Genomic DNA, 22,917 nt, shown 5'->3' with positions numbered 1-22,917 from the left:
AAAAAGGATATATTCGTTTGAGAATATATCCTTTAAAATTATTTTCGTTTGATTGAAATTGCTCGTGCGGAATTTGCAACTGCAAGCAGGCACACGCCTATGTCGCCAAAAATCGCAAACCACATAGGAATACTCTTTGCAAGCACAACATCAAGAATTAAAATTACAAGCTTTACGGCAACGGAGAAGTAAATATTTTCCATTGCAATTGCGTGAATTTTCTTTGCGTTCTTCTTGACATCATCAATTGCGCTGTCGGAATAATTAATCATCACCATATCTGCAAGATTAACCGCATCTCCCGTGCAATCTTCCCCAACTGCAACAGCGATGTCGGCAGCCTCAAGCATTGTCAAATCGTTGTGACCCTTGCCGAGATAAATAACCTTGTGACCGTTGTTTTGAAGCACCTTGATGTCGTCAATGCTCTTGTCATCCTCATAAGTAATCACGGTGTCGCAAGCATTGATTTCGTCCATAGTTGAAGTATTCTTAACAAACACATTGTCCTTTGAACAAGCTCCGATTCCTGCGCTGTAGCAAAGCGGAATTGAAATTACAATCGCACACGGACAACCGACAACAAGTGCGGCAAAGCCTCTGTGCAACCATTCGTGCCACTCTGCTTTGAAGAAAAGCGGAGGAACAACAACAATTGCAACCGCAATTATGCAAATAGCCGGTGTGTATATCCTTGCAAATTTGGTAATCATTTGCTCGGTTTTGCTCTCCTCATTGTCATAATGACGAGGCAATGTGTACGTCTTGTGTTTTTGAGAAAGAATTACGTCAATCGATTTTCTGCTTTTTGAAACCGCAAGACCCTGAATAAACTCTCCAACCGTAAACAAAAGCACAACCGCAACGCCCTCGGTGTATTCCTTAATTGCAAATGCACCAAGGCTTGCAAAACTCATAAGAAAGTTTTCATCAAAAAATCTGCCGTGAATAACGCTGTCTGCCGCATCTCTCACAATATCAAAGCCAACCATAAGATAAGAAATCAGATAGCACACAAGATAAGCATAGCTCGGAAGCTCAGTAAATTCGCTGATAATATATCCTGCCGCAAAGAAAACCGCACTTATGATAATCTTTGTGAGTTTTTCTTTTTTATGCTCATTAAAGTGATCCTCACCGCAACAACCGCAGCCGTGATTATCCGGAGTGTGATTATCACAGCAGTTTTCGTAATCGTGGTGGTGTGTATGATTATGTTCACTCATAAAATTCACCTCTTCAAAATAGAATAATTATATCACAATAATTTCAACATTACAACAAACAAATCCTCAAAACGGCTGTTTTTTGTCAAGTGATATGACGATTTTTTGTAAAAAGTTACAAAAGTTACATAAAGGTTACAAATCTGTTGTATATTTTTCACATAGATTACAAAATGTCACATTTGGTATAATATTAGCGTTGTGTCAAAGCAACAACAAACAAATACATATTAAGCGAGTTGAATCGAAAACATTGATTTTCGTAATCATCAAAAAGCGAGAATATAGTTTTATTTTCGCCAAAGAAAAAGGAAGGCATCTATGACTAAGAAGAAAACCCTGCTTATAATTCCGTTTGTAATAATTATGAGCCTCGTGCTTTCGCTCATTACTCCTGCACTTTGCTATGCAGACGACAGCGACTATGAGCCTCGTTTGACAGCGCCAAGTTCATCAAGCGCATATTACAACAGAGAGCTTAACCGTTACTTTCAGGTTGGCTCGGGTATGCCAAACTGTGTGGCATATGCCTACGGCAGAATTTACGAAATGAACGGTGAAGCACCGCTTATCACTCACGGCAGCGCCGGTGATTGGTATTTCATCAACAAATCAAACGGCTACTACGAATACGGAAGTGAGCCAAAACTCGGCGCAGTTGCCTGCTGGAGCAGACACGTTGCCGTGGTTGAAAAAATTGACGACAACGGCATCACTCTTTCAGAATCACATTGGCATGGAAGATATTTCAACACAGTAACCTACTCAAATCTTTCGTCACACTACGGACAAACCTTTTACGGTTATATTTACACCTACAATAACGGGGTAACAAAGAAATTGGAGAAAAAACTCCTTAACGCAACAAATCAAAATTCGGACAAATTTATGACCGATAAGGCACGCACCGTTGATGTGCAAAATCAGTTTACCCTTGCAACAATGAATGTTGAGGAAAACAGCGAAGAACAAATCGACTCTCCTATTTTGACATTGGCAGACAAATTGAGCACAAACAGATAAACAAATATACTTAATATGTAAAAAAGACTGTAAGCCTCTCAACTTACAGTCTTTTCAGACTGTTGAGAAAGTTTCTGAATTTCATTTTCTTGCGAAGGAAGATGTACGGTGGTACCTCGACTGAGCAAAAAACGAAAAACGCCAAAAATGCCGTAGGTTCGATACCTACGGCATTTTTAAAACCCCACCGTCAACACTTCGTGTTGCCACCGTCTCACCTGCCGGTTCGGTCGGTGCTTCTGCATTAAAATGCAGAGGTCTCCACAGGAGACCCGCACCCCTTACATTTAAGTGGAGGCAAATCGGTTGATTATAATTTTAGCGTGTTTCAGGAGCTTTATCGACAGTCTTTTGTTTTGATTATAAATGTTTCAGTTGTTCCTCATCAAATGTAGAAAGGAACTCGTCATAGCTTCCCTTGCGGTCGATGTAGGTATTGCCCGAAATCTCGATAATTCTGTCTGCCACAGTTTCTACAAACTGATGGTCGTGAGAAGTAAAGAGTACAGTTTCAGGATAGCGGATAAGACCGTTGTTGAGCGCTGCAATGGATTCAAGGTCGAGGTGGTTGGTCGGTTCGTCAAAAATGAGAACATTTGCACCCGAAAGCATCATCTTGCAGAGCATACATCTAACTCTTTCACCACCGGACAAAACATTTGCCTTTTTGAGAGCTTCGTCGCCTGAGAACAACATTCTGCCGAGCCAGCCTCTGATGTCTGCCTCAAGTTGTTCGGTTGTGTACTGTCTGAGCCAGTCAACAAGAGTGAGGTCAACGCCGTCAAAATAACTGCTGTTGTCACTTGGGAAATAGCTTTGAGAAGTTGTTACACCCCACTTGAAGCTACCCTCGTCAGGCTCAAGCTCGCCCATAATAATCTTGAAAAGTGTTGTCTTTGCAACAACATCCGAGCCGACAAAAGCAACTTTTTCTCTTGGGTGAATAACAAAGCTGATGTCATCAAGCACCTTGCGGTCGCCGATTGTCTTTGTCAAATGGTCAACACGGAGCAAATCGTTGCCACATTCTCTGTCCGGCTTAAAGTCAACATACGGGAAACGGCGAGACGAAACAGGCATCTCAATCATTTCAAGAGCATCAAGCTGTTTCTTACGAGAAGTTGCCTGCTTTGACTTTGCGGCATTTGCAGAGAAACGGTTGATAAAGTCCTGCAATTCCTTAATTTTCTGCTCATTCTTCTTGTTTTGGTCTCTTGCCTGACGCTGACGCATCTGGGTGTATTCGTACCAGAAATCGTAGTTACCTGTATAAAGAGTAATCTTGCCGTAGTCAACATCACAGATGTGAGTACATACCTTATTCAAGAAATGACGGTCGTGAGATACAACGATAACCGTATTTTCAAAATCCAAAAGGAAGTTTTCAAGCCAGCTGATAGCTGTCAAATCAAGGTGGTTTGTAGGCTCGTCAAGAAGAAGAATATCAGGGTTGCCGTACAAAGCCTGTGCAAGGAGCACCTTAACCTTCAAATCAGACGGAAGCTCTGCCATTTTGAGATAATGGAATTCATCGGGAACACCCAATTTGTTGAGCATAAATTCCGCATCACTCTCTGCATTCCATCCGTCAAGGTCGGCAAATTCTGCTTCAAGTTCGCCTGCCTTTACGCCGTCTTCCTCGGAGAAATCCTCTTTTGCATAAAGTGCGTCCTTTTCCTCCATAATCTCAATAAGTCTTGGGTTGCCCATAAGAACTGTGCGAACAACCTCGTATTCATCATAAGCAAAGTGGTCCTGCTTCAACACAGAAAGACGCTCGCCCGGAGTGATGTGAATCTCACCCTTTGACGGTTCAAGGTCACCGCTGAGCACCTTCAAAAATGTTGACTTGCCTGCGCCGTTTGCACCGATAATACCATAACAGTTGCCCGGTGTAAAAGCGACATTTACTCTCTCAAACAAAGAGCGACCGCCAAACTGAACGGAAATATCATTTGCTGAAATCATATCTATCCCTCACCTTTCTAATATCTAAAATCCACAATATTCTATCACAACGGCAAATATATTTCAACCTATTTTTAGCCAATGACCTATTGCGACATATTTTTTGTACAAACTGCCATATAATGCAGGAGAAATAACAACAAAAAGAGGCAAATATGGAAGTTAAAATCAAGAAAAGGTTAGAGGAGAATGTGAAAAGCGAGGTGCTCAAAAGGGCAGGAATATTTGCAGGATATTTTTTTGCGGGACTGATAACCTCGTTCGGCTCTGCGGTAGGCGGACTGAAGCCTTTTGGCGTGGCGCTGACCGCCTCGGCACGAAAAAAAGGCTACATATTTTCGGCGCTCGGTGCTGTAATCGGCTATCTGCTGACAGGGTTCAACGCACAAAACATGCGATATATGTGCGCTGTGATTTTAACGGCGCTCGGTGCGTTTTTGATTGACCTGCTTGACGCATACCACAACCCGCTGTTTTCAATTATCATCGGCACGGTGTCAATTCTCTCAACGGGAATATTTGTAAACATCAGGCTTTCGTCAGGCAGTGAGGCATATTTTCTCCTCTTGGCAGAAACGATGTTGAGCGCAGGCGTGACCTACTGCTACTACAAAGGAATAAACGCAAATCTTCGCCAAATGAGATTCAAAGCACTGCCGATTTCGGAGCTTGCATACATAATTATATCCGTGTCGACCTTGTTTTTAAGCCTCGGCAATGTAGCAATTTGGCGACTCTATCCGATAAGAATAATCGCCGTTGTTTTGGTGCTGACCACCACCTACTATGCAGGCGAACGGCTCGGAATGATTTTGTCGCTGTCGCTCGGATTCGTTCTCGGAGTGCACAGCAAAGAAGCATTGTTTTTATGCGGTGCTTTCGGATTTTCAACGCTCGTTGCAGGATTGTTTTCAAGCGCTTCAATATTCTCAACGGCAGGTGCATTTTTGGCGTCAATCACTTTCTTTTCGATTGCCACAGGCGAAGAAGTGGGGTTATCGCTGTTTCTTGACGGAATAATCGGCTCGCTGATTTTCGTGCTGATGCCGACAGGGATAACCGACAAAATCGAGAAATTTTTTGACCTCGGAACAGACTTGCCGCCGGACGGCACTCTGCGACAAAACCTTGTACTGAAACTGCGATTTGCATCCAATGCGATGTCAGCAATATCGGACAGCGTGGACGAAGTGCGAGAACGAATAAACGATGTGACACGCAGGCAAAACGAGGCAATGCGTGACACAATGAGTGACACCGAATACATCACGAGGGAGATTATTCTTGAAAAAACAAACCAAATCCGAATGGTTGCATCCGACCAATTCATTTCAATATCGGGCATGCTGAACGACCTTGCAAAAGAATTTGACGAAGCAGAAATCTTTGACTGCAACGCAAGCAACAAAATCAGGCGACTGCTCGGCGAATACGAAATTTATCCGACAAATATTTCCGCAATAGTTGATAAGTACGGCAGAATGAGGGTTGAAATTCTGCTTTCGTCATCAAGTGCGGAATTGACGGGAATTGAACTGAAAAACGAAATAGGCAAAATCTGCAACCGATACTTTGACACGGGCAGAATCACAAACTTCAAAAATGAAAGTATGCTTTCTTTTTCCGAAAAACCGAATTATTCGCTTGAAGTCGGCTTTGCACAATTCAGTGCAGAGGGCGAACTGTGCGGTGACACGGTGAAAATTATCAACGACAGCAAAGGTCATTCCATACTTATTATAAGTGACGGAATGGGCAAAGGCAGTCGTGCGGCACTTGACGGTGCGATGGGTGCAGGACTTTTGTCAAAACTCATCAATTCGGGATTTGGATTTGATTCGGCGCTGAAAATCGTCAACTCCGCCCTGCTTGTCAAATCCAATGACGAAAGCCTTGCAACGCTTGACATTGCAAACATCGACCTTTTCACAGGAAAGTGCGAACTGTTCAAAGCAGGTGCACCGGCAAGCTACATCATCAAAGACGGCAGGCTGACGAAATGCGAGTTGACCTCTATGCCGGCAGGAATTTTGCGAGGCATAGAATTTGCAAAGCGAACGGCGGTTTTGAGCCTCGGCGACAGCATAATTTTGATGAGTGACGGCATAACCGACCTGGGAGAAAGATGGCTCAAAGACGCAATATCCGATATGCCGAACGGCGTGCAAGAGGGTGCTGACTACATTTTGAACTGTGCAAAAGAGGAAATGAAAGACAAAAAAGCAGACGATATGAGTATAATTTTTGCAAGATTGGAGCGAAACTGAATGACTGATAATTTGGGACTCGGCAATTTGTACGAAAACGACATAAGCGAGGTTGCACAGTCGATAAGAAATTTTTTGAACGAAGTGATACAAAAAGACAAACTCTTTTTGCCGACATTGAAAATGAGCAGGCACGCAATAAAAGGCTTGTCGGAAATAATCCTGACAGGCTCGGGGCAATCGTTTTGCACCGCACAGGCAATGGCGCACAACACCGAAATGCTCACCGAACTGCCGACCTATGCAATCCCATCGGCATTGCTGAAAGGCACAAGAGGCGTGCTGTACCGTGATGCACTTGTCGTAGCAATTTCGCAAAGCGGAGAAAGCGACGACACAATCTCTGCGGTGAAGCGAGCGTTGGTCAACGGCGCAAAAGTTGTGGCGGTGACGGCAAAGGACTCGACCCTTGCAAAAATGTGCAAAAGCAAGGTGCACCTCACCGATTGCGACACGAGCCTGTGCACATTCCAAAACGAATACCTTGCCGTTGCAATGCTTTCGATGTATCTCGGTGAAGCGCTCGGGTGTATGTCAAAAATCAATATGAGCGTTTCGCTGCGACTTGCACAAATGCTCCCGGGCAAGCTGTCGTTCACACCGAACAGCGAAAAAGAATTGCAAAATGTCGCTGATTTCATTGGAAAATTCGACAACATCGTGTTCTGCGGATATTCAACAGACGAAGCGTTGGCGCAAGCAGTTGCGGAAAAATTCAGGCTGATTGCAGGAAAAACCGCCTTTGCCCTGCCGATATACGACATTGCGCAAAGCTGTCTTGAACTGAAAAACACATTGATTGTGCCGATTATCAGCAACAGCGCATCAATGCCGATTGTTATGCCGTACATTGACGCAATCAAATATTCCTGCGCTGACACGGTAATTTACACAACAAAAAACATTGCGCAAGACTGCGAAATCACGGACGGCACGGTGACGGTTGACGACAGCATTCCGCTGTTCAACCCCATCACCCTTGCGACCGTGCTTCAGCAAACAATCCTTGAACTTGATGTCAGTCTTGCACCCGAAAAAACTGCATAAAATAAGAAATACGCAACTGCTTTATTACAAAGTCGTTGCGTATTGTTTTTATAAATTATACAAATTTAATGCGTTTCGATGTGTTACATCAAGTATTTCCTGTGCCGACTTTCCGAGCACTTCGCCTATTCGTTCCGCTATGAAAGGAATGTAGGACGAATCGTTGCGTTTGCCACGGTGAGGTTCGGGAGCAAGATACGGACAATCCGTTTCGAGCACAAGGCGGTCAAGCGGAATTTCCTTGACAACTTCCAAACTCTTACGAGCGTTTTTGAATGTTGCCACGCCGTTCAAGCCGATGTACATACCAAGCTTGATAATCTCCCTCGCCATCTCCTTTGAACCCGAAAAGCAATGCAAAACACCTTTCGGCTTGGTTGCTTTGAGAATATCGAGAGTGTCGCCGTGAGCCTCTCTGTCGTGCACAATCACAGGCAAATCGTGGTTCTTGGCAATTTCAATCTGTGCTTCAAAAAAAGCCTTTTGCTTTTCCTTGGTCGATTCCATCCAATGATAATCAAGTCCGATTTCGCCGACTGCAACGCACTTTCCATCACTCAAATATTCATCAAGGAGGCTCAAATCGTCAATGTCGTATTCCTCCAAATTTTCGGGGTGAAAGCCTGCTGCAAAATAAAAATCATCAAATCTATGCGCCAAATTTTGATTTGCCGCCGTTGACGGAATATCACATCCACAGCTGACAACACCGACAACGCCCTTGTCCCAAAGCGACAAAATCAACTCGTCACGGTCGCTGTCAAAAGCCTCATCGTCATAATGAGAATGTGTGTCAAAAATGTTTTTGTAAATCAAAGAACATTCTCCTCAATCCATTTGTCTAAATCGTCATAAACCTCTTGCTTGTTAATCTCGTTGAGAATCTCGTGGCGAGCCTCAGGATAAAGCTTGAGTGTGACATTTTTGTGGTCTGTGTCAAGAAGCTTTTGATAAACTTCCTTTACGCCCTTGCCGTAATTTCCGACAGGGTCCATATCGCCCGACATCAAAAGAACCGGCTTATCCTTTGCAACATTGTTGAACCATCTGTCCTCATTGCACTGAATTGTGAGCTGGCTCAAATCCATAAAGCCTGCAACGGTAAAGAGAAATCCGCAAAGCGGGTCTGCAACATATTCGTCAACCTCTTTTGTATCTCTCATACCCCAATCATAGTGGGTTCTGTGCTCAAACGGCTTGTCGTATGCGCCGAGAGAAAGATTGTTGAGGAACTGACTGTGATACTTTTTGCCCTTGATGCCTGCAATCAATTTCATAATCGGAATACCAATCTTTGCAAGCGGAGTAGGTCCTGCCGTGCCGATAAACACAGCACCGTCAAAATCATTGCCGTACTCGTTGATGTAGCATCTCATAATAAGTGAGCCCATTGAGTGACCTGCGATAAGGAACTTCTTGTCGGGATATTCTTTTTTTGCAATGTCTGTAAGAGCCTTTGCATCGGCAAGGATGTTCTTGTAGCCGTCCTTGTCGCCAAAATAGCCAAGCAAATCCTTGTCATCATTCGACTGACCGTGACCGAGCATATCGTTGATGAAAATCGCATAGCCCTTGTCGGTAAACGCAGAAATAAAATTGCGATACCTGTTTGTATGTTCAGCCATACCGTGGTGCATCTGAATAACAGCCTTTACTTCGCCCTCGGGTGCGAACTGCCAAGCCTTGATGTCACAAATGCCTGAAGCACTTTTGTAAGTGTACTCTTTCTTTATCATAATAAAACCCCTTTTATATAATAAATATTTTTTACTCCATTAAAAAATATTTTAGCAGATAAAGTGCTAAAAATCAACCACACCCGTCAAATCAAAATCGGGAATGTAGTCTGTCACCGCAGACTCAAGTTCCTGCACAAAAATCTTTTGAAGTCCGAGGTCGAAAATATGATTTACCACCTTGTCGTATTCCCTTTGTGTAAGGCGTCTGTTGATTTCTTTGTATTCGGTTAAATCCCCACACGGCACATACTGCGCCATAACCGAAATGTATGTATCTCCAAAATTCTCCGCCAAATAATCAAGCACCGAAATTGACGAATTTGTGTTTGACGGCAAAACGAGGTGACGGATAATCATACCCCGTTGCATTATGCCGTTTTCGTCAAAAACATCACCGCCGACCTGCCGTTTCATCTCTGCAAGTGCCTCCTCGGCAACCTGCGGATAATCCTCCGCCTTGCTGTATTTCAAAGCCTTATCAGGTCTTATATACTTAAAATCGGGCAGATAAATATCCACCGCCCCGTCAAGCATTTTCAAGGTTTCAACGCTGTCATATCCAGAAGTGTTGTACACAATCGGAACAGGCGGTTTGTATTTTTCCAGCACACGCAAAAGCTGAAGCGAATAATGAGTCGGGTTGACAAAATTGATATTGTTTGCACCCTCGTCAACAAGCCGTTTCATAATGCGAACAAGCTCGTCATCGCTGACCTCAACGCCTTTGCATCCGTGGCTGATTTCATAATTCTGGCAGAACACACAACCGAGATTGCAACCGCTGAAAAAGATTGCGCCCGAACCGTTTTTTCCGCTTATGCACGGCTCTTCCCAATAGTGGAGCGAAGCACGGGCAAGCTTAAATTTCTCAGGGCTTTTGCAATATCCAAGCGACACTTCTCGGTCAACATTACACCCTCTTGGGCACGCATTACAAATCATAGCAAAGCCTTGTAAATATCGTTTTTCTTAAAGGAAGTCACCTTTGCAACCTCTTTTGCGGCAGAGTTTGTGCTCATTCCTTCTGCCATAAGACGCTTTGCCTCCTCGACCGCACTTTCAAACGATATTTCCTTTTCCTCCGCCTTTTTTCCGTCAACAATAACAACAAATTCGCCCTTTGGCTTTTCCTCATCAAACATAGCCGAAGCCGTTGCCAAATCTGTGCGAACAACGCTTTCGTGCATTTTTGTGATTTCTTTTACAAGGGCGATTTCACGGTCACCCAAAATCTCATACATATCCTTGAGCGTTTGGGTCAATTTGTGCGGTGCTTCATAAAAAACAAGTGTGCGTTTTTCGTTCTGCACCTCTTCGAGTTCTGCCCTGCGTTCCTTTTTGTTCGCAGAGAGAAAGCCCTCAAAAGTGAACTTTCTTGTGTTCATACCCGAAATTGCAAGCGCCGTGGCAAAGGCGGTCGGACCGGGAACACTCTCCACCGCAATGCCGTTTTCGTGGCAAAGTCTGACCAAATCCTCACCCGGGTCGGAAATTGCCGGCATACCTGCATCCGTGCATATTGCACAGGTTTCGCCGTTTGCAAGTCGAGAAATAATCGCCTCGCCTCGCTCATTTTTGTTATGTTCAAAATAGCTAACCATTTCTTTTTTTATGCCAAAATGATTAAGCAGTTTCAGGGTAACTCTCGTGTCCTCGGCGGCAATGAAATCCACATTTTCAAGCGTTTCAATCGCTCTCGGAGAAAAATCGCCGAGGTTGCCGATCGGAGTGCCCACAACATATAATTTTCCGCTCATTATCTGATTTTATCCTCGTATCCGTCGGCATAAGAGCCGTAAATTTCTATCATCTCGGGAGTGAACTTGCTCTCCTCGTTTTTGATAACCAAAGTAGGTTCAACACGCAAAAACGGTTTTGCCCCCTTTTTTCCCTCTACCAAAAACAAAAAAGGTTCTTCGCCCTGCTTGTCAATCACAAATCGAAGTCGTTTCGGTTCAATTTTGTATTGCCTCATAATCGCAAGTGCATCAACCAGCCTTTCCGGGCGGTGACACATACAAAATCTGCCTGCATAAGTGAGCAGATACGAAGCCGCCTTGACTGCATCCTCAATGTTGCAACACACCTCGTGGCGAGCAATCCTTGCACTTTCACCAAGCGACTCAAAGCCTGTGTTAATCGGCTTGTACGGCGGATTCATCGTGACAAGGGTGAAACATTCCGCCGAAAATTCCTCGTTGATTTTCCTCAAATCGCAAAGGTGCGGTGTGAGCCTGCCGTTCAAATTATTATATTTTATCGAAGCATTAACCTGCTCAAAGGCATTTTGTTGAATATCCAGACAATGCACATCCGTCTGCCTCTCATCACGAAGCCACAACAACGGAATAATTCCGCAACCTGTGCCCATATCAAGCGCCTTGTCCTTGTATTTCGGCTTTGCAAAATGCGACAAAAGCACCGCATCCGTGCCAAAAGTGTGGTCGGGGCTGACTGCGATTTTTATATTGTCCGACAGTCTTTCATAATTATATTCCATAAAAATTATTATAATATATTTTCAATCTTATTACAAGAATATTATCTTTTTTGACGCAAAAGCACAAAACAAAAACAATCAGCGTGTCGAAAAAGTGTTTCCAACACGCTGTAGGCTGTTGAGAAAGGTTCTGAATTTCGTTTTCTTGCGAAGGAAGATGTACGATGGTACCTCGACTGAGCAAAAAACGAAAAACGCCAAAAATGCTGTAAGTTCGATACTTACAGCATTTTTAAAACCCCACCGTCAACACTTCGTGTTGCCACCGTCTCACCTGCCGGTTCGGTCGGTGCTTCTGCATTAAAATGCAGAGGTCTCCACAGGAGACCCGCACCCCTTACATTTAAGTGGAGGCAAATCAGTTGAATATTTTGGCGTGGTTCAGGAGCTTTATCGACAGTCTAAAGCTCCCCTTTTTCATTTTGGAGAGCTTGATATTCAATTCATATATATTTGATAAACAACCGCAAACGCTTCACGAGTAGCAAACGGCATATATCCGTTCCAAGGGGTTTTGCACGGATATTGATATGCTTTCAGTCCGCTTCTTTCAGCAAACTTACTTGCTCTGTATTCATGAAAATCATTTGTAACAACAGTTATTTCATCAATTTCCACACCATTATTTTTTAAAAGTTTTACTGAATTCTCAAAATTTTCTTGTGTAGAAGTTGACTTGTCCTCAAGAATAAGTCTGCTTGATTCAATCCCCATTTGAGTAAGTTCATTATACATACATTGCGCTTCAGAAATATTTTCGCCGTTACCCTGTCCACCGCTCAAAACAACTTTAGAGTTTGGATTCTCCTTTAAATACTCATATGCCGAGTTAATTCTCTTTTTTAAAAAAATACCGGGTTGGTCGCCTCTGACAACACAACCAAGGACAATAGCATATTCCGTTTTGTGATTGCTTTTGCCACTATGCGTCACAACATTTCCCAACGCAAATCCTCCAACGCCGATTCCGACAACAAGCACAATACACACAACCGAAGTGATAATCTTTCCTATAGCTTTTGAATTAAACTTATTCACGGCAAGATTAACCTTATCATAGAACAGTGCATACAAAAGCAAAACACCTGCAACACCAAGTCCTGCAACAACACCGATGTTTATTTCGCCGGTTGTAACAAGCGGACCTATATAAAAAACAGCAATCACGAAAGCAAATAAGCCTATGATTGTTCTTATCCCTTTTTTCATATCCATCACCGTCTACATTATATCAATCCAAAATAACCGAGTCAACAAAGAACTAACCAAGGAATAACTAAGATTTGATAAAGAAAGCCGTGCTTTTGCTGTCATAAAGCAAAACATAACAACAACTGCAAATTGAGTTTTCTGTTGCAATTCTGCTCTTTTCTGCTATAATATTGGTGAAAATAATTACTTTTGGCAGGTGCGGTATGACAAAAAACGATTTTAACAAAATCAAAGAAATTTCTGTTAACGAAATGAAGTCGTTAGATTGTAGCGATTACATTGTTGTTGACATTCGTGACGAAAGAGCGTTTGCCTATGGCTCAATAAACGGTGCTGTCAACATTCCGCAAAATAAAATAGACGAACAACTCGACACCTTGCCAAAGGACAAACTCTTGATTATCTGTTGCAAAAACGGAACTTTCAGCAAGCCTACTGCCGAAAAATTGAGAGAAAGCGGTTTTTGTGCGGTCTATCTCGTGGACGGATATTACGGCTATATGCTCAGCGAATCAGAAGTTGACTCCGACCGTTCAAAAGATGTTGAACGGAGCATAAACAAAAAATTCCACAAGCAAATTTGGAGCAGATTCACCGCCGCACTCAACGACTACAAACTCATTGAGGAGGGCGACAAAATCGCCGTTTGCATTTCGGGCGGCAAGGATTCAATGCTTATGGCAAAGCTTTTTCAGGAACTAAAAAGGCACAACAAGTTCCCGTTTGAAGTTGTTTTTCTTGTTATGGACCCGGGTTACAGCCCCGAAAACAGAGAAATTATTGAAAGAAATGCAAAGCTGTTAAATGTACCTATCACGGTTTTTGAATCGAATATTTTTGAATCGGTTTTGCACATCGAAAAATCGCCGTGTTACCTCTGTGCGAGGATGAGGAGAGGCTATCTCTACAACAAAGCAAAGGAGCTCGGTTGCAACAAAATCGCACTCGGTCATCACTATGATGATGTCATCGAAACCGTGCTTATGGGTATGCTCTACGGCGGTCAGGTACAAACAATGATGCCAAAGCTTCACTCAACAAACTTTGAAGGAATGGAGCTTATTCGCCCGATGTATCTCATCCGTGAGGACGACATCAAGCGTTGGCGTGACTACAACAATTTGCATTTCATCCAATGTGCGTGCAAATTCACCGAGGAATGTGCATCCGATGACTTTGAGACCTCATCAAAGCGTCAGGAAATCAAAAATATGATTAGAGAAATGGCAAAAATCAATCCGCAAGTTGAAAGCAACATTTTCAGAAGTGTTGAAAATGTAAATATCGACACCGTAATTGCCTACAAAAAGGACGGCATAAAGCACAATTTCCTTGAAAACTATGATGATTAAATCTATATGTAGGTGCTCCTCGGCATTGTTCCACCTTATCTGCCGCATTGTATTCGGTGCGGTTTTGTGATATAATATTATAACCGAAAATAAAAGGAGAGATAAAAATGGCAGAATTCAAGTCCTCATTTATCGGCGGATACAGCAAAAAATCCGTAAACGAATATGTTTCAAAGCTTGAAAGCGAAAACGAAATCCTTAAAAAAGCACTTGACCTTGCAGAGCACAACGCACTCAAGGCTGATAAATATTACAACGAAAACACAAAACTCAACAACGAAGTTGCACAGCTCAACGAAGTTGTTGAAGAACTCAACAAAAAGCTTGCAGAATGTGACGAAAAGCTTGCAGAAACCGAAAAATCAAACAATGATTACATCGCAAGCATCGGTCAAATTTTCTATTCCGCATACGAAAGCGGAGCAAAAATCACCGACGATGCAACCGCAGGCTCACAGGAATTTTTGCAGAAAATCGAGGATGTGTCGGCTGAAGCAAAAGCAGAGGCTCAAAAAGCAATCAACGCATACAACCTCATCAATACCGACATCAAGGCATTGCTCACAAATCTCACAAAGGAGATTAACGCAGTTTCCGCAAACACAGACGCAATGATTAAAAAGGCAACAGAAATTGCCACAGCAATGGACTCAATTCAGCAAATCAAGACCGCCAACGCCGACAAGGCACAGGCAGTCGCAGAGGAATACAAAGAATTTTTCGATTCGTTCCAAACAGAAACAAAGGGCAAGGCAATCAGAACAGAAGTTATTGAAGTTCCTGTTGCTCCAAAAGCAGAGGTAAATGCAGAACCTGTACAAGCAGTTGTTCAGGAAACCGAAGCACAAGCACCTGTTGCTCCTGCCGTTGACGAAAGCGTTGACAAAGACGCAGTCCTCCATGACATCCTCAACAGAGTCAGCAACAACTAAATTTGATAATCATACATAACTAAAAGCATCCGTGATTACGGATGCTTTTTTGTTTAATCGTTATTGATTAGAGTGCTGCCTTTGCTGCTTCAACAAGTGTTGCGAAGCCTGCAGGGTCTGCGATTGCAATCTCTGAGAGCATCTTTCTGTTGAGGTCGATGCCTGCCTTCTTGAGACCGTTCATAAATGATGAATAGTTCATACCATTCATCTTTGCTGCTGCAGAAATACGAGTGATCCAAATTCTTCTGAAATCTCTCTTCTTCTGCTTTCTGCCGATATATGCATACTGACCGCTCTTCATTACTGCTTGTTTAGCAGTCTTGAACAAGGTGTGCTTTGATCCATAGTAGCCCTTAGCTGCCTTTAATACTTTCTTTCTTCTTTTACGAGTCGCCATAGCGCCTTTAATTCTAGCCATTGTTAATTACCTCCGTAAGTCTTAATCGTTCTTCTTATTTATAAGGAACAAGTCTCTTGCACTGCTTCTGATTGGTTACATCTGCAACTGCAGTCTTGCGAAGATTTCTCTTGCGCTTTGTTGTCTTTTTAGTAAGAATGTGTGAAGTGTAAGCGTGAGCTCTCTTTACCTTGCCGCTCTTAGTTGTCTTAAAACGCTTCTTAGCGCCGCTGTGTGTCTTAATTTTTGGCATATTTATTTCCTCCGTTAAAATTAATTACTTTGTCTTTGGGGACATAAACATAAGAATTTGGCGTCCCTCAAGCTTTGGTTTTTTATCAATATTTGCTTCATCAACAAGCTGTTCAGCAAATCTTTGCATATTGGTTTCGGCAAGCTCCGGGTGAGCCATCTCTCTGCCGCGAAGGCGGATAGACACCTTGAGCTTATCGCCCTTTGCAAGGAACTTGCGTGCTTGGTTGACTTTGGTATTAAAGTCGCCGATATCAATATTAAGCGAAAGTCTGATTTCCTTTGTTTCAACAGTCTTTTGCTTTTTGCGATTTTCCTTTTCACGCTTGGTTTGCTCATAGCGATACTTTGAGTAGTCCATAATTTTTGCAACCGGCGGTTTAGCCATAGGAGCAATTTTTACAAGGTCAACGCCTCTTGCATCTGCAAGTGCCTGTGCCTCTTTTGCGCTCATAATGCCTAATTGTTCGCCCGAATCAGAAATTACTCTTAATTCCTTATCTCTGATTTCGCCGTTGAGCTGTGGAGCATCCTTGCTGATAAAAAACACCTCTTTAAAAAATAAATAAGTACAAACGCAAAACGCCTGTACTCAATAATCTCAAAAATTATTGCCCTTTTTACTTCACGCTGAAGGGGAGAACATTCGCTCTGCTTTGTTGTGCAAATAATATACCACATTACGTGGTGTTTGTCAAGACTTTTTCTTTACAAATATTTTCGGCAGAAAAAGCGCTGTAAACCCAAAAGCTCACAGCGTTTTATTTTTACAACAACGCAATCATTAAATCATTGAGATAATTTACTCCCAAGCTTGTTGTTGTGGCTAAAACAATCACCAATGCATATGCAATAACAACCATAATGATTTGCGCCCAAATGAAGTTCTTTTTGTTTTTGTTTGTGTTTGGACTGACAAGCCACACAATCCAACAAATAATATTCACAACAGGGATTGCCGAGAGTACGAACATTAAGATATATGCCCCGATACTCATAACCTCAGTTGTCGGGTCATACGGCTGATGATAAATCGGCTGTTGATACTGCGGTTGATACGGTGGTTGGTTTGGATTTTGATTAGGTTGATAATATTGATTATTGTAATCCTCCATACTTATCCCTCCTGTTCATTAATATCAAGGGAGAATTTACAGCCCTGTGTTTTCTGCAATATACTTGCGTGCCTTAACGGCATATTCAAACGGATTTGCCTTTGCCGGGTCTTGCTCTGCTTCAACAACAACCCAACCCTCATAGTCAGCTTCCTCCAAAATGTCAAATATCGGCTTGAAGTCCACATCTCCGTCACCCGGAACAGTGAACACACCTGCTCTGACCGCATCAAGGAACGACATATGATTTGGCACAACCTCGTTGTTATAAACATCAAGACGAACATCTTTGAGATGAACGTGCTTGATTCGGTCAACATACTTTTTAAGCACGGGAACAGGGTCGATACCTGCAAATGTAAGGTGACCGCTGTCAAAAAGAAGATAGACAAGTTCAGGGTCTGTAAGTTCCATAAGTTTGTCGATTTCCTCAACTGTCTGAACACCTGTGCCCATATGGTGATGAACGGTGAAATACATACCCTTGCTTCGTGCATATTCGCCCATTTCATTAAAGCCTTTTGCAACGACAGCCCATTCCTCATCTGTATAATAAGGCTTTTCGTCAAGGATCGATTTTGTCAAATCGCCCTGAATAGAATTGCCCTGCTCCGATGCACCGATAACTTTTGCACCGAGCTTGTGAAGTTTGTCGCAATGAGCCTTGAATGCCTCGATAGTTTCCTCATAAGGTTTTGATGTGAGATATGACGAGAACCACGCATTGCAAATTTGAAGTCCTCTGATGTCAAGATAAGGCTTTAAAACATCAGGGTCTGACGGATATTTATTTCCGATTTCGCTACCCTTGAAGCCTGCAAGTGCCATTTCGGAAATGCACTGTTCAAAAGTGTTTTCCGCTCCCAAATCAGGCATATCATCATTAGTCCATCCAATCGGCGCAATCGCCAATTTAACTTTGTTAGGATTAAGCATCTTAGTTCTCCTTTTATGTTAATAATCAAAGGTTTGTGCAATGTGTTTTTGCATATCATCATAAGCCTCGGCAACTTTTTTGCTCTTTGACACCTCGGCAACTCCGACTCTCCACCACGACTCAAATCCCGGAGTCATGGTTTTTGGAAGCACCTTGATATCGAACAAAACAGGTCTTTCCTGCTTTTTAGCATCTTCAAGAGCCGATTTCAACTCTGCCGATGTGCGAATTGTGTATGCCTTTGCGCCGTAACCCTCTGCGATTTTTGCAAAATCAACAGCGATTTCGTCACCGTCAAGCATACCTGTTTTTGGATTTCTTGCACGGAACACCGTACCGAAAGTATCTGTGCCCTGATTGTTTTGCAAATTTTCGATACAGCCCCAACCGAGATTGTCAAAAAGGCAAATATTAATCTTCAAGCCCTCTTGAATAGCTGTGTACAACTCGCTGTGACCCATAAGAAACGAACCGTCACCGCAGAAAGTGTACACCTCTGCTTCAGGCTTTGCAAGTTTTGCACCTAAAGCACCGTTGACCTCGTATCCCATATTTGAATATCCGTATTCCATATGGTAAGTTCTGACGCCGTTAGGTCTGAAAAGTCGTTGCATATCGCCGGGGAGTGAACCTGCCGAACCGAGAGCAATGTCGCCCTCGCTCATAAATTCATTGATAATACCGAGAGCAAGAGTTTGATTGAGTCCTCCCTCAAGCTCGGTTGAATAATATTCGTCAACAATAGCGTCCCACTCTTTTTTGGCGTCCGCAATTTCGGTTGTATATGCGGTTTTATAGCCGTCAAGCGACTCAATAAGTGCCGTCAAAGTTTCCTTGGCATCGGCAACAATAGCCTCCGCGTCCATTTTGTACGCATCAAATGGGCAAATATTTATACCGAGCACCTTTCTGTTCTCGCTGAAAAGCCATTTTGACGAAGTGGTAAAATCTGTAAATCTTGTGCCGACGCCGATAACAAGGTCTGCATCTCTGCCGATAACATTTGCCGCCTTGCCACCCGTTACACCGATACCGCCCAAATTAAGCGGATGATTCCAATCAATAAGTCCCTTGCCTGCTTGAGTTTCGGACACAGGAATGTTGTATTTTTCGGCAAGAGCCTGAAGCTCTTTTTCTGCGCCTGAATATCTAACACCGCCGCCACAAACGATAATCGGCTTTTTTGCGGATTTAATCATCTGTGTTGCACGGTCAAGCTGTGAAGCACTTACAGGTCGTCTGTCTATATGCCAAACTCGTTTTTGGAGGAAGTGCTCCGGATAATCATATGCCTCGCCCTCAACATCCTGAGGCATTGCAAGGCAAACCGCACCCGTGTCGGCAGGGTCGGTGAGCACTCTCATTGCGTTTATGCAGGCAGTCATAAGCTGTTCGGGGCGAATAATTCTGTCAAAATAATGGCAAACACCCTTGAACGCATCGGTAACCGTTCTGCCGTAATTGTCAAAAAATTCTGCCTGTTGCAAAACAGGGTCGGGCTGACGACAAGCGAATGTGTCACCCGGCAGGACAAGAAGCGGAATTCTGTTTGCCGTTGCACAGCCACAAGCGGTCACCATATTGGTTGCACCGGGTCCGATAGACGAAACGCACGGAATAATCGCCTTTCTGTCTGTTTGTTTTGCATAAGCAACAGCGGCAAGAGCCATATTCTGCTCGTTTTTGCCCTGATAAAATTTTAAGTTATGGCCGCCCTGTTCAAGTGCCTGACCTACTCCGACTACACAGCCGTGGCCGAAAATTCCAAAAATTCCGTTGACGAATTTTGACTCAACTCCGTCCACTTCTATGTATTGGTTATCAAGGAACTTGACAAGAGCCTGCGCCATTGTCAATCTTTCTCGTTTCATACCGTCACCCCGTTATCAACATTCAATTTCTGAAAGCTTAACAGGACGATGTTCTGCAACCGACAACTTTGCAGCCAAACCGAGACGGAGTGCCTCCAAGCCGTCATTTACCGTTGTCTTTGTAGGAACATCATTTTGAACGGCATTGATAAATTCTTTCATTTCGTCTGCAAACGACTGCATATATCTTTCAAGGAAGAAATAAAGAGGCTTGTCGGTGCGATTGCCGTCATCATTGATGTAAGCAACATTTGTCGGAGTGTCGTTTGACGCAGAAGCCTGACCGCCCGAACCGAAAACTTCAAGTCTTTGGTCGTAGCCGTAGCAAGCCTTACGACAGTTGTCAATAACGCCGATTGCGCCGCTCTTAAACTTAAGCGCAACAAGTGCGGTGTCAACATCTCCCGCCTCGCCGATTGCCGGGTCAACCATAACGGTTGCGTTGGCATAAACTTCTTCTACCTCACCGCCGATAAAGCGAGCCATATCAAAATCGTGAACCGTCATATCAAGGAAGATACCGCCCGACACCTTGACATATTCGATTGCCGGAGGCTCAGGGTCACGAGATGTAATTTTAATTGTTTGAAGATTGCCGAGTTTGCCCTCATTTGCAAGGCGTTTGATTTCGGCAAAGTTGTGGTCATATCTTCTGTTGAAGCCGATTTGAAGTTTTACACCTGCTTTTTCAACAGCAGAAACAACTTTTTTGATTTTTGCAACGGTCAAATCAACAGGCTTTTCGCAGAAAATGTGCTTGCCTGCCTCAGCAGCCTCAACCGCAATGTCTGCATGTGTGTCGGTTGACGAGCAAATGAGAACCGCCTCAATTTCTGGGTTATTAAGGATTTCGTGATAATCCGCACACGCGTTTGGAATTCCCAATTCATCGGCAACTTTCATTGCACCTTCCAAATAAATGTCCGAAATTGAAACGATTTCCGCCTGCGGAATATGATAAGTGATTGATTTTGCATGAACCTGTCCGATTCTTCCGGCACCGATAATGCCCACCTTTAGTTTTTGCATAGCAATACCCCTTTTGTAGAAATTACAGAGTTTCCCCCGCATATATCAAGATATATCAAATTTATTTTATCATACAGTATTGGCGTTTTCAACAAAATTTCTGCAATAATAGTACACAAAATTAGGCACAGTATCATAGTGAATTTTCACAAAACAAAAACAAACCGACTCCGTTAAAAAACGAAATCGGTTTATTGTTAAAAATCAGTATTAAACTTTTATATTTGATGCTTATTTTTAATTTTAAGTCGTTCCATCGCACGAGAAAGATTTGCTTGGATTTGGTAATATTCATCAAGCGAATGTTGTTGACGAAGTTCCTCTTCCGCTCTTTCGGCAGCCTCTTGAGCACGGCGCTTATCGATTTCTTCGGGAAGTTCTGCAGAAATGCACACAAGGTTTGCACGATTGTCGAAGAACTCCAAAAGTCCCGAACCGACAAACGCTTCTGTCACATTGCCCTCGACATCCGTGAACTTCATTTCGCCAAATTCGATAGGTGCAACCGTGTTTTCGTGGTTTGCCAAAAATCCGCAAAGTCCCTCTTCCGCAACGGGCACAACAAGACTTTGCGCCTCGCCGTCAAAAAAGATGCGATTTGACGCAACAATCTTCAATTTAAAAGTGTTCATATAAATCACCAATTAAAGTGTTTTTGCTTTTTCAATAGCGTCATCAATAGTACCGACATTGAAGAACGCCATTTCAGGCAAGTCGTCAACTTCACCGTCAACAATAGCCTTGAAGCCTCTTACAGATTCCTTGAGCGGAACATAAACGCCCTTTAAGCCTGTAAATGTTTCTGCTACATGGAACGGCTGTGACAAGAACTTTTCAATCTTTCTTGCACGATATACAGAAAGCTTATCATCATCGGACAATTCCTCCATACCGAGGATTGCGATGATATCCTGAAGTTCCTTGTACTTCTGCAAATATTCCTGAACCTTGCAGGCAACCTCATAGTGTTCCTCACCTACAACATCAGCTTCCAAAATTCTTGAGTTGGACTCAAGAGGGTCAACCGCAGGATAAATACCTTTTTCTACTATCTTACGAGAAAGAACGGTAGTTGCGTCAAGGTGAGCAAAGGTTGTTGCAGGAGCAGGGTCTGTAAGGTCATCGGCAGGAACATAAACAGCCTGAACGGATGTGATTGAGCCGTTCTTTGTGGAGGTAATTCTCTCCTGAAGTTCGCCGACATCGGTTGCCAAAGTCGGCTGATAACCAACGGCTGACGGCATTCTGCCCAAAAGAGCGGAAACCTCAGAGCCTGCCTGAATAAATCTGAAGATATTATCAATGAAAAGAAGCACATCCTGATGCTGTTTGTCACGGAAATACTCTGCCATTGTAAGTCCTGTTTCGGCAACTCTCATTCTTGCTCCGGGTGGCTCGTTCATCTGACCGAAAACCAAAGCAGTCTTGTTAATTACGCCCGACTCTTTCATTTCGTTCCAAAGGTCATTACCCTCTCTTGAACGCTCACCGACACCTGTGAAGATGGAATAACCGCCGTGCTGAGTTGCAACATTGGTGATAAGTTCCTGAATAAGTACGGTTTTACCTACACCGGCACCGCCGAACAAACCGATTTTACCACCCTTTTGGTAAGGAGTAAGAAGGTCGATAACCTTGATACCTGTTTCCAAAATCTCTACTTCGTCCGATTGCTCGTCAAAGCTCGGAGCTTTACGGTGAATTGACCAATGCTCCTCGTTATCCAAATTTTCCAAATCATCTATGGTTTCGCCGACAACATTAAAAAGTCTGCCCAAAGTTTTTTCGCCGATAGGCACTTTGATTGAATCGCCTGTTGCGGCAACCTGCATATCCTTGTACAAGCCCTCAGAAGCGGCAAGCATAATGCAACGAACTGTGTTTCCGCCGATATGCTGTGCAACTTCCATAACGGCACGCTTGCCGTCGTTTTCGACTTCGAGCGCTTCCTTGATTTTTGGAAGTTCTCCGTCAAACTGTACATCAACAACAGGTCCCATAACTTGTGTTATTTTACCGTAATTCATACTATTATTACCTTTCTGAA

At 43.3% G+C, this 22,917-nt stretch carries 22 protein-coding genes; 5 read left to right on the top strand and 17 right to left on the bottom strand.

What is annotated here, in order from left to right; translation table 11 throughout:
• Positions 1–38 precede the first annotated feature (38 nt).
• Positions 39–1,226 (bottom strand): hypothetical protein, encoded by a 1,188-nt coding sequence (locus Q0E03_RS04770; protein ID WP_297129887.1) that lies wholly within the window; start codon positions 1,224–1,226, stop codon positions 39–41.
• Between the two features lie 321 nt (positions 1,227–1,547).
• Between Q0E03_RS04770 and Q0E03_RS04765 the strand changes: the two genes are divergently transcribed.
• A complete protein-coding gene (locus tag Q0E03_RS04765) occupies positions 1,548–2,249 on the top strand; it encodes a CHAP domain-containing protein (protein ID WP_297129885.1) in 702 nt (233 codons plus the stop codon).
• 360 nt (positions 2,250–2,609) lie between these two features.
• Here the strand turns inward: Q0E03_RS04765 and Q0E03_RS04760 are convergent, their stop codons facing one another.
• Positions 2,610–4,217, bottom strand: a complete 1,608-nt coding sequence (locus Q0E03_RS04760) for an ABC-F family ATP-binding cassette domain-containing protein (RefSeq protein WP_297129882.1) — start codon at positions 4,215–4,217, stop codon at positions 2,610–2,612.
• A gap of 155 nt (positions 4,218–4,372) precedes the next feature.
• Here Q0E03_RS04760 and Q0E03_RS04755 point away from each other — a divergent pair, with 155 nt between their 5' ends.
• Together Q0E03_RS04755 and Q0E03_RS04750 are read left to right on the top strand one after the other, a co-directional pair.
• The gene (locus tag Q0E03_RS04755) at positions 4,373–6,484 is read left to right on the top strand and encodes a SpoIIE family protein phosphatase (protein WP_297129880.1); all 2,112 of its coding nucleotides are present in this window, start codon (positions 4,373–4,375) and stop codon (positions 6,482–6,484) included.
• Entirely contained in the window at positions 6,485–7,531 is a 1,047-nt protein-coding gene (locus tag Q0E03_RS04750) for an SIS domain-containing protein (protein WP_297129878.1), read from the top strand. It begins immediately after the preceding gene.
• A gap of 48 nt (positions 7,532–7,579) precedes the next feature.
• Here Q0E03_RS04750 and Q0E03_RS04745 read toward each other — a convergent pair whose 3' ends face one another.
• The 6 genes from Q0E03_RS04745 to Q0E03_RS04720 all read right to left on the bottom strand — a co-directional run bounded on the left by Q0E03_RS04745 (position 7,580) and on the right by Q0E03_RS04720 (position 12,979).
• Positions 7,580–8,347, bottom strand: coding sequence for a TatD family hydrolase (locus tag Q0E03_RS04745; protein WP_367270229.1), 768 nt, complete (start codon positions 8,345–8,347; stop codon positions 7,580–7,582).
• Positions 8,344–9,267: an alpha/beta fold hydrolase gene (locus Q0E03_RS04740; RefSeq protein ID WP_297129876.1), complete on the bottom strand. Its 924-nt coding sequence runs from the start codon at positions 9,265–9,267 to the stop codon at positions 8,344–8,346. The genes Q0E03_RS04745 and Q0E03_RS04740 overlap by 4 nt, the downstream gene beginning before the upstream one ends.
• Before the next feature lie 66 nt (positions 9,268–9,333).
• On the bottom strand, positions 9,334–10,212 hold the full coding sequence (locus Q0E03_RS04735) for a radical SAM protein (RefSeq protein ID WP_297129874.1): 879 nt from the start codon (positions 10,210–10,212) through the stop codon (positions 9,334–9,336).
• Positions 10,209–11,027, bottom strand: coding sequence for a 16S rRNA (cytidine(1402)-2'-O)-methyltransferase (gene rsmI, locus Q0E03_RS04730; RefSeq protein WP_297129871.1), 819 nt, complete (start codon positions 11,025–11,027; stop codon positions 10,209–10,211). The genes Q0E03_RS04735 and rsmI overlap by 4 nt, the downstream gene beginning before the upstream one ends.
• Complete coding sequence (locus Q0E03_RS04725) at positions 11,027–11,770, bottom strand: tRNA1(Val) (adenine(37)-N6)-methyltransferase (protein WP_297129870.1); 744 nt, start codon at positions 11,768–11,770, stop codon at positions 11,027–11,029. The genes rsmI and Q0E03_RS04725 overlap by 1 nt, the downstream gene beginning before the upstream one ends.
• 438 nt (positions 11,771–12,208) lie before the next feature.
• Positions 12,209–12,979, bottom strand: coding sequence for a YdcF family protein (locus tag Q0E03_RS04720; protein ID WP_297129869.1), 771 nt, complete (start codon positions 12,977–12,979; stop codon positions 12,209–12,211).
• A 206-nt stretch (positions 12,980–13,185) separates the two neighbouring features.
• Between Q0E03_RS04720 and Q0E03_RS04715 the strand changes: the two genes are divergently transcribed.
• Positions 13,186–14,334: an ATP-binding protein gene (locus tag Q0E03_RS04715; protein WP_297129868.1), complete on the top strand. Its 1,149-nt coding sequence runs from the start codon at positions 13,186–13,188 to the stop codon at positions 14,332–14,334.
• A 107-nt stretch (positions 14,335–14,441) separates the two neighbouring features.
• Positions 14,442–15,266 (top strand): hypothetical protein, encoded by an 825-nt coding sequence (locus tag Q0E03_RS04710; protein WP_297129866.1) that lies wholly within the window; start codon positions 14,442–14,444, stop codon positions 15,264–15,266.
• A gap of 67 nt (positions 15,267–15,333) precedes the next feature.
• Here Q0E03_RS04710 and rplT read toward each other — a convergent pair whose 3' ends face one another.
• The 9 genes from rplT to atpD form a co-directional block, all read right to left on the bottom strand.
• Positions 15,334–15,687 carry a 50S ribosomal protein L20 gene (gene rplT / locus Q0E03_RS04705; RefSeq protein ID WP_297129863.1) on the bottom strand — a complete coding sequence of 118 codons (354 nt, stop codon included), beginning with the start codon at positions 15,685–15,687 and terminating at the stop codon, positions 15,334–15,336.
• A 34-nt stretch (positions 15,688–15,721) separates the two neighbouring features.
• Positions 15,722–15,919, bottom strand: a complete 198-nt coding sequence (rpmI, locus tag Q0E03_RS04700; RefSeq protein ID WP_078768793.1) for a 50S ribosomal protein L35 — start codon at positions 15,917–15,919, stop codon at positions 15,722–15,724.
• Positions 15,920–15,943: 24 nt separating this feature from the next.
• A complete protein-coding gene (gene infC, locus Q0E03_RS04695; RefSeq protein WP_297129861.1) occupies positions 15,944–16,468 on the bottom strand; it encodes a translation initiation factor IF-3 in 525 nt (174 codons plus the stop codon).
• Between the two features lie 217 nt (positions 16,469–16,685).
• Positions 16,686–17,033 (bottom strand): hypothetical protein, encoded by a 348-nt coding sequence (locus Q0E03_RS04690; RefSeq protein WP_297129859.1) that lies wholly within the window; start codon positions 17,031–17,033, stop codon positions 16,686–16,688.
• Between the two features lie 36 nt (positions 17,034–17,069).
• On the bottom strand, positions 17,070–17,969 hold the full coding sequence (gene iolE, locus Q0E03_RS04685) for a myo-inosose-2 dehydratase (RefSeq protein ID WP_297129856.1): 900 nt from the start codon (positions 17,967–17,969) through the stop codon (positions 17,070–17,072).
• An 18-nt stretch (positions 17,970–17,987) separates the two neighbouring features.
• On the bottom strand, positions 17,988–19,841 hold the full coding sequence (iolD, locus tag Q0E03_RS04680; RefSeq protein ID WP_297129854.1) for a 3D-(3,5/4)-trihydroxycyclohexane-1,2-dione acylhydrolase (decyclizing): 1,854 nt from the start codon (positions 19,839–19,841) through the stop codon (positions 17,988–17,990).
• Positions 19,842–19,856: 15 nt separating this feature from the next.
• The gene (gene iolG, locus Q0E03_RS04675; RefSeq protein WP_297129852.1) at positions 19,857–20,870 is read right to left on the bottom strand and encodes an inositol 2-dehydrogenase; all 1,014 of its coding nucleotides are present in this window, start codon (positions 20,868–20,870) and stop codon (positions 19,857–19,859) included.
• Positions 20,871–21,088: 218 nt separating this feature from the next.
• Complete coding sequence (locus tag Q0E03_RS04670) at positions 21,089–21,502, bottom strand: F0F1 ATP synthase subunit epsilon (protein ID WP_297129851.1); 414 nt, start codon at positions 21,500–21,502, stop codon at positions 21,089–21,091.
• Positions 21,503–21,514: 12 nt separating this feature from the next.
• The gene (atpD, locus tag Q0E03_RS04665; protein WP_288527457.1) at positions 21,515–22,897 is read right to left on the bottom strand and encodes a F0F1 ATP synthase subunit beta; all 1,383 of its coding nucleotides are present in this window, start codon (positions 22,895–22,897) and stop codon (positions 21,515–21,517) included.
• Positions 22,898–22,917: the final 20 nt, after the last annotated feature.

The sequence above is a fragment of the uncultured Eubacterium sp. genome (genome assembly GCF_934525195.1).
Classification (GTDB): Bacteria; Bacillota; Clostridia; order Oscillospirales; family Acutalibacteraceae; genus Eubacterium_R.
This window is presented reverse-complemented; position numbering and strand designations above follow the sequence as displayed.

Coding starts and splice junctions, on each gene's coding strand:
- Q0E03_RS04760 (WP_297129882.1), bottom strand. CDS start 4,217: ATGATTTCAGCAAATGATATTTCCGTTCAGTTTGGCGGTCGCTCTTTG.
- Q0E03_RS04735 (WP_297129874.1), bottom strand. CDS start 10,212: ATGATTTGTAATGCGTGCCCAAGAGGGTGTAATGTTGACCGAGAAGTG.
- Q0E03_RS04725 (WP_297129870.1), bottom strand. CDS start 11,770: ATGGAATATAATTATGAAAGACTGTCGGACAATATAAAAATCGCAGTC.
- Q0E03_RS04740 (WP_297129876.1), bottom strand. CDS start 9,267: ATGATAAAGAAAGAGTACACTTACAAAAGTGCTTCAGGCATTTGTGAC.
- iolE (WP_297129856.1), bottom strand. CDS start 17,969: ATGCTTAATCCTAACAAAGTTAAATTGGCGATTGCGCCGATTGGATGG.
- atpD (WP_288527457.1), bottom strand. CDS start 22,897: ATGAATTACGGTAAAATAACACAAGTTATGGGACCTGTTGTTGATGTA.
- iolD (WP_297129854.1), bottom strand. CDS start 19,841: ATGAAACGAGAAAGATTGACAATGGCGCAGGCTCTTGTCAAGTTCCTT.
- rsmI (WP_297129871.1), bottom strand. CDS start 11,027: ATGAGCGGAAAATTATATGTTGTGGGCACTCCGATCGGCAACCTCGGC.
- Q0E03_RS04715 (WP_297129868.1), top strand. CDS start 13,186: ATGACAAAAAACGATTTTAACAAAATCAAAGAAATTTCTGTTAACGAA.
- Q0E03_RS04720 (WP_297129869.1), bottom strand. CDS start 12,979: ATGAAAAAAGGGATAAGAACAATCATAGGCTTATTTGCTTTCGTGATT.
- Q0E03_RS04750 (WP_297129878.1), top strand. CDS start 6,485: ATGACTGATAATTTGGGACTCGGCAATTTGTACGAAAACGACATAAGC.
- Q0E03_RS04770 (WP_297129887.1), bottom strand. CDS start 1,226: ATGAGTGAACATAATCATACACACCACCACGATTACGAAAACTGCTGT.
- Q0E03_RS04765 (WP_297129885.1), top strand. CDS start 1,548: ATGACTAAGAAGAAAACCCTGCTTATAATTCCGTTTGTAATAATTATG.
- Q0E03_RS04755 (WP_297129880.1), top strand. CDS start 4,373: ATGGAAGTTAAAATCAAGAAAAGGTTAGAGGAGAATGTGAAAAGCGAG.
- rplT (WP_297129863.1), bottom strand. CDS start 15,687: ATGGCTAGAATTAAAGGCGCTATGGCGACTCGTAAAAGAAGAAAGAAA.
- Q0E03_RS04670 (WP_297129851.1), bottom strand. CDS start 21,502: ATGAACACTTTTAAATTGAAGATTGTTGCGTCAAATCGCATCTTTTTT.
- rpmI (WP_078768793.1), bottom strand. CDS start 15,919: ATGCCAAAAATTAAGACACACAGCGGCGCTAAGAAGCGTTTTAAGACA.
- Q0E03_RS04690 (WP_297129859.1), bottom strand. CDS start 17,033: ATGGAGGATTACAATAATCAATATTATCAACCTAATCAAAATCCAAAC.
- iolG (WP_297129852.1), bottom strand. CDS start 20,870: ATGCAAAAACTAAAGGTGGGCATTATCGGTGCCGGAAGAATCGGACAG.
- Q0E03_RS04710 (WP_297129866.1), top strand. CDS start 14,442: ATGGCAGAATTCAAGTCCTCATTTATCGGCGGATACAGCAAAAAATCC.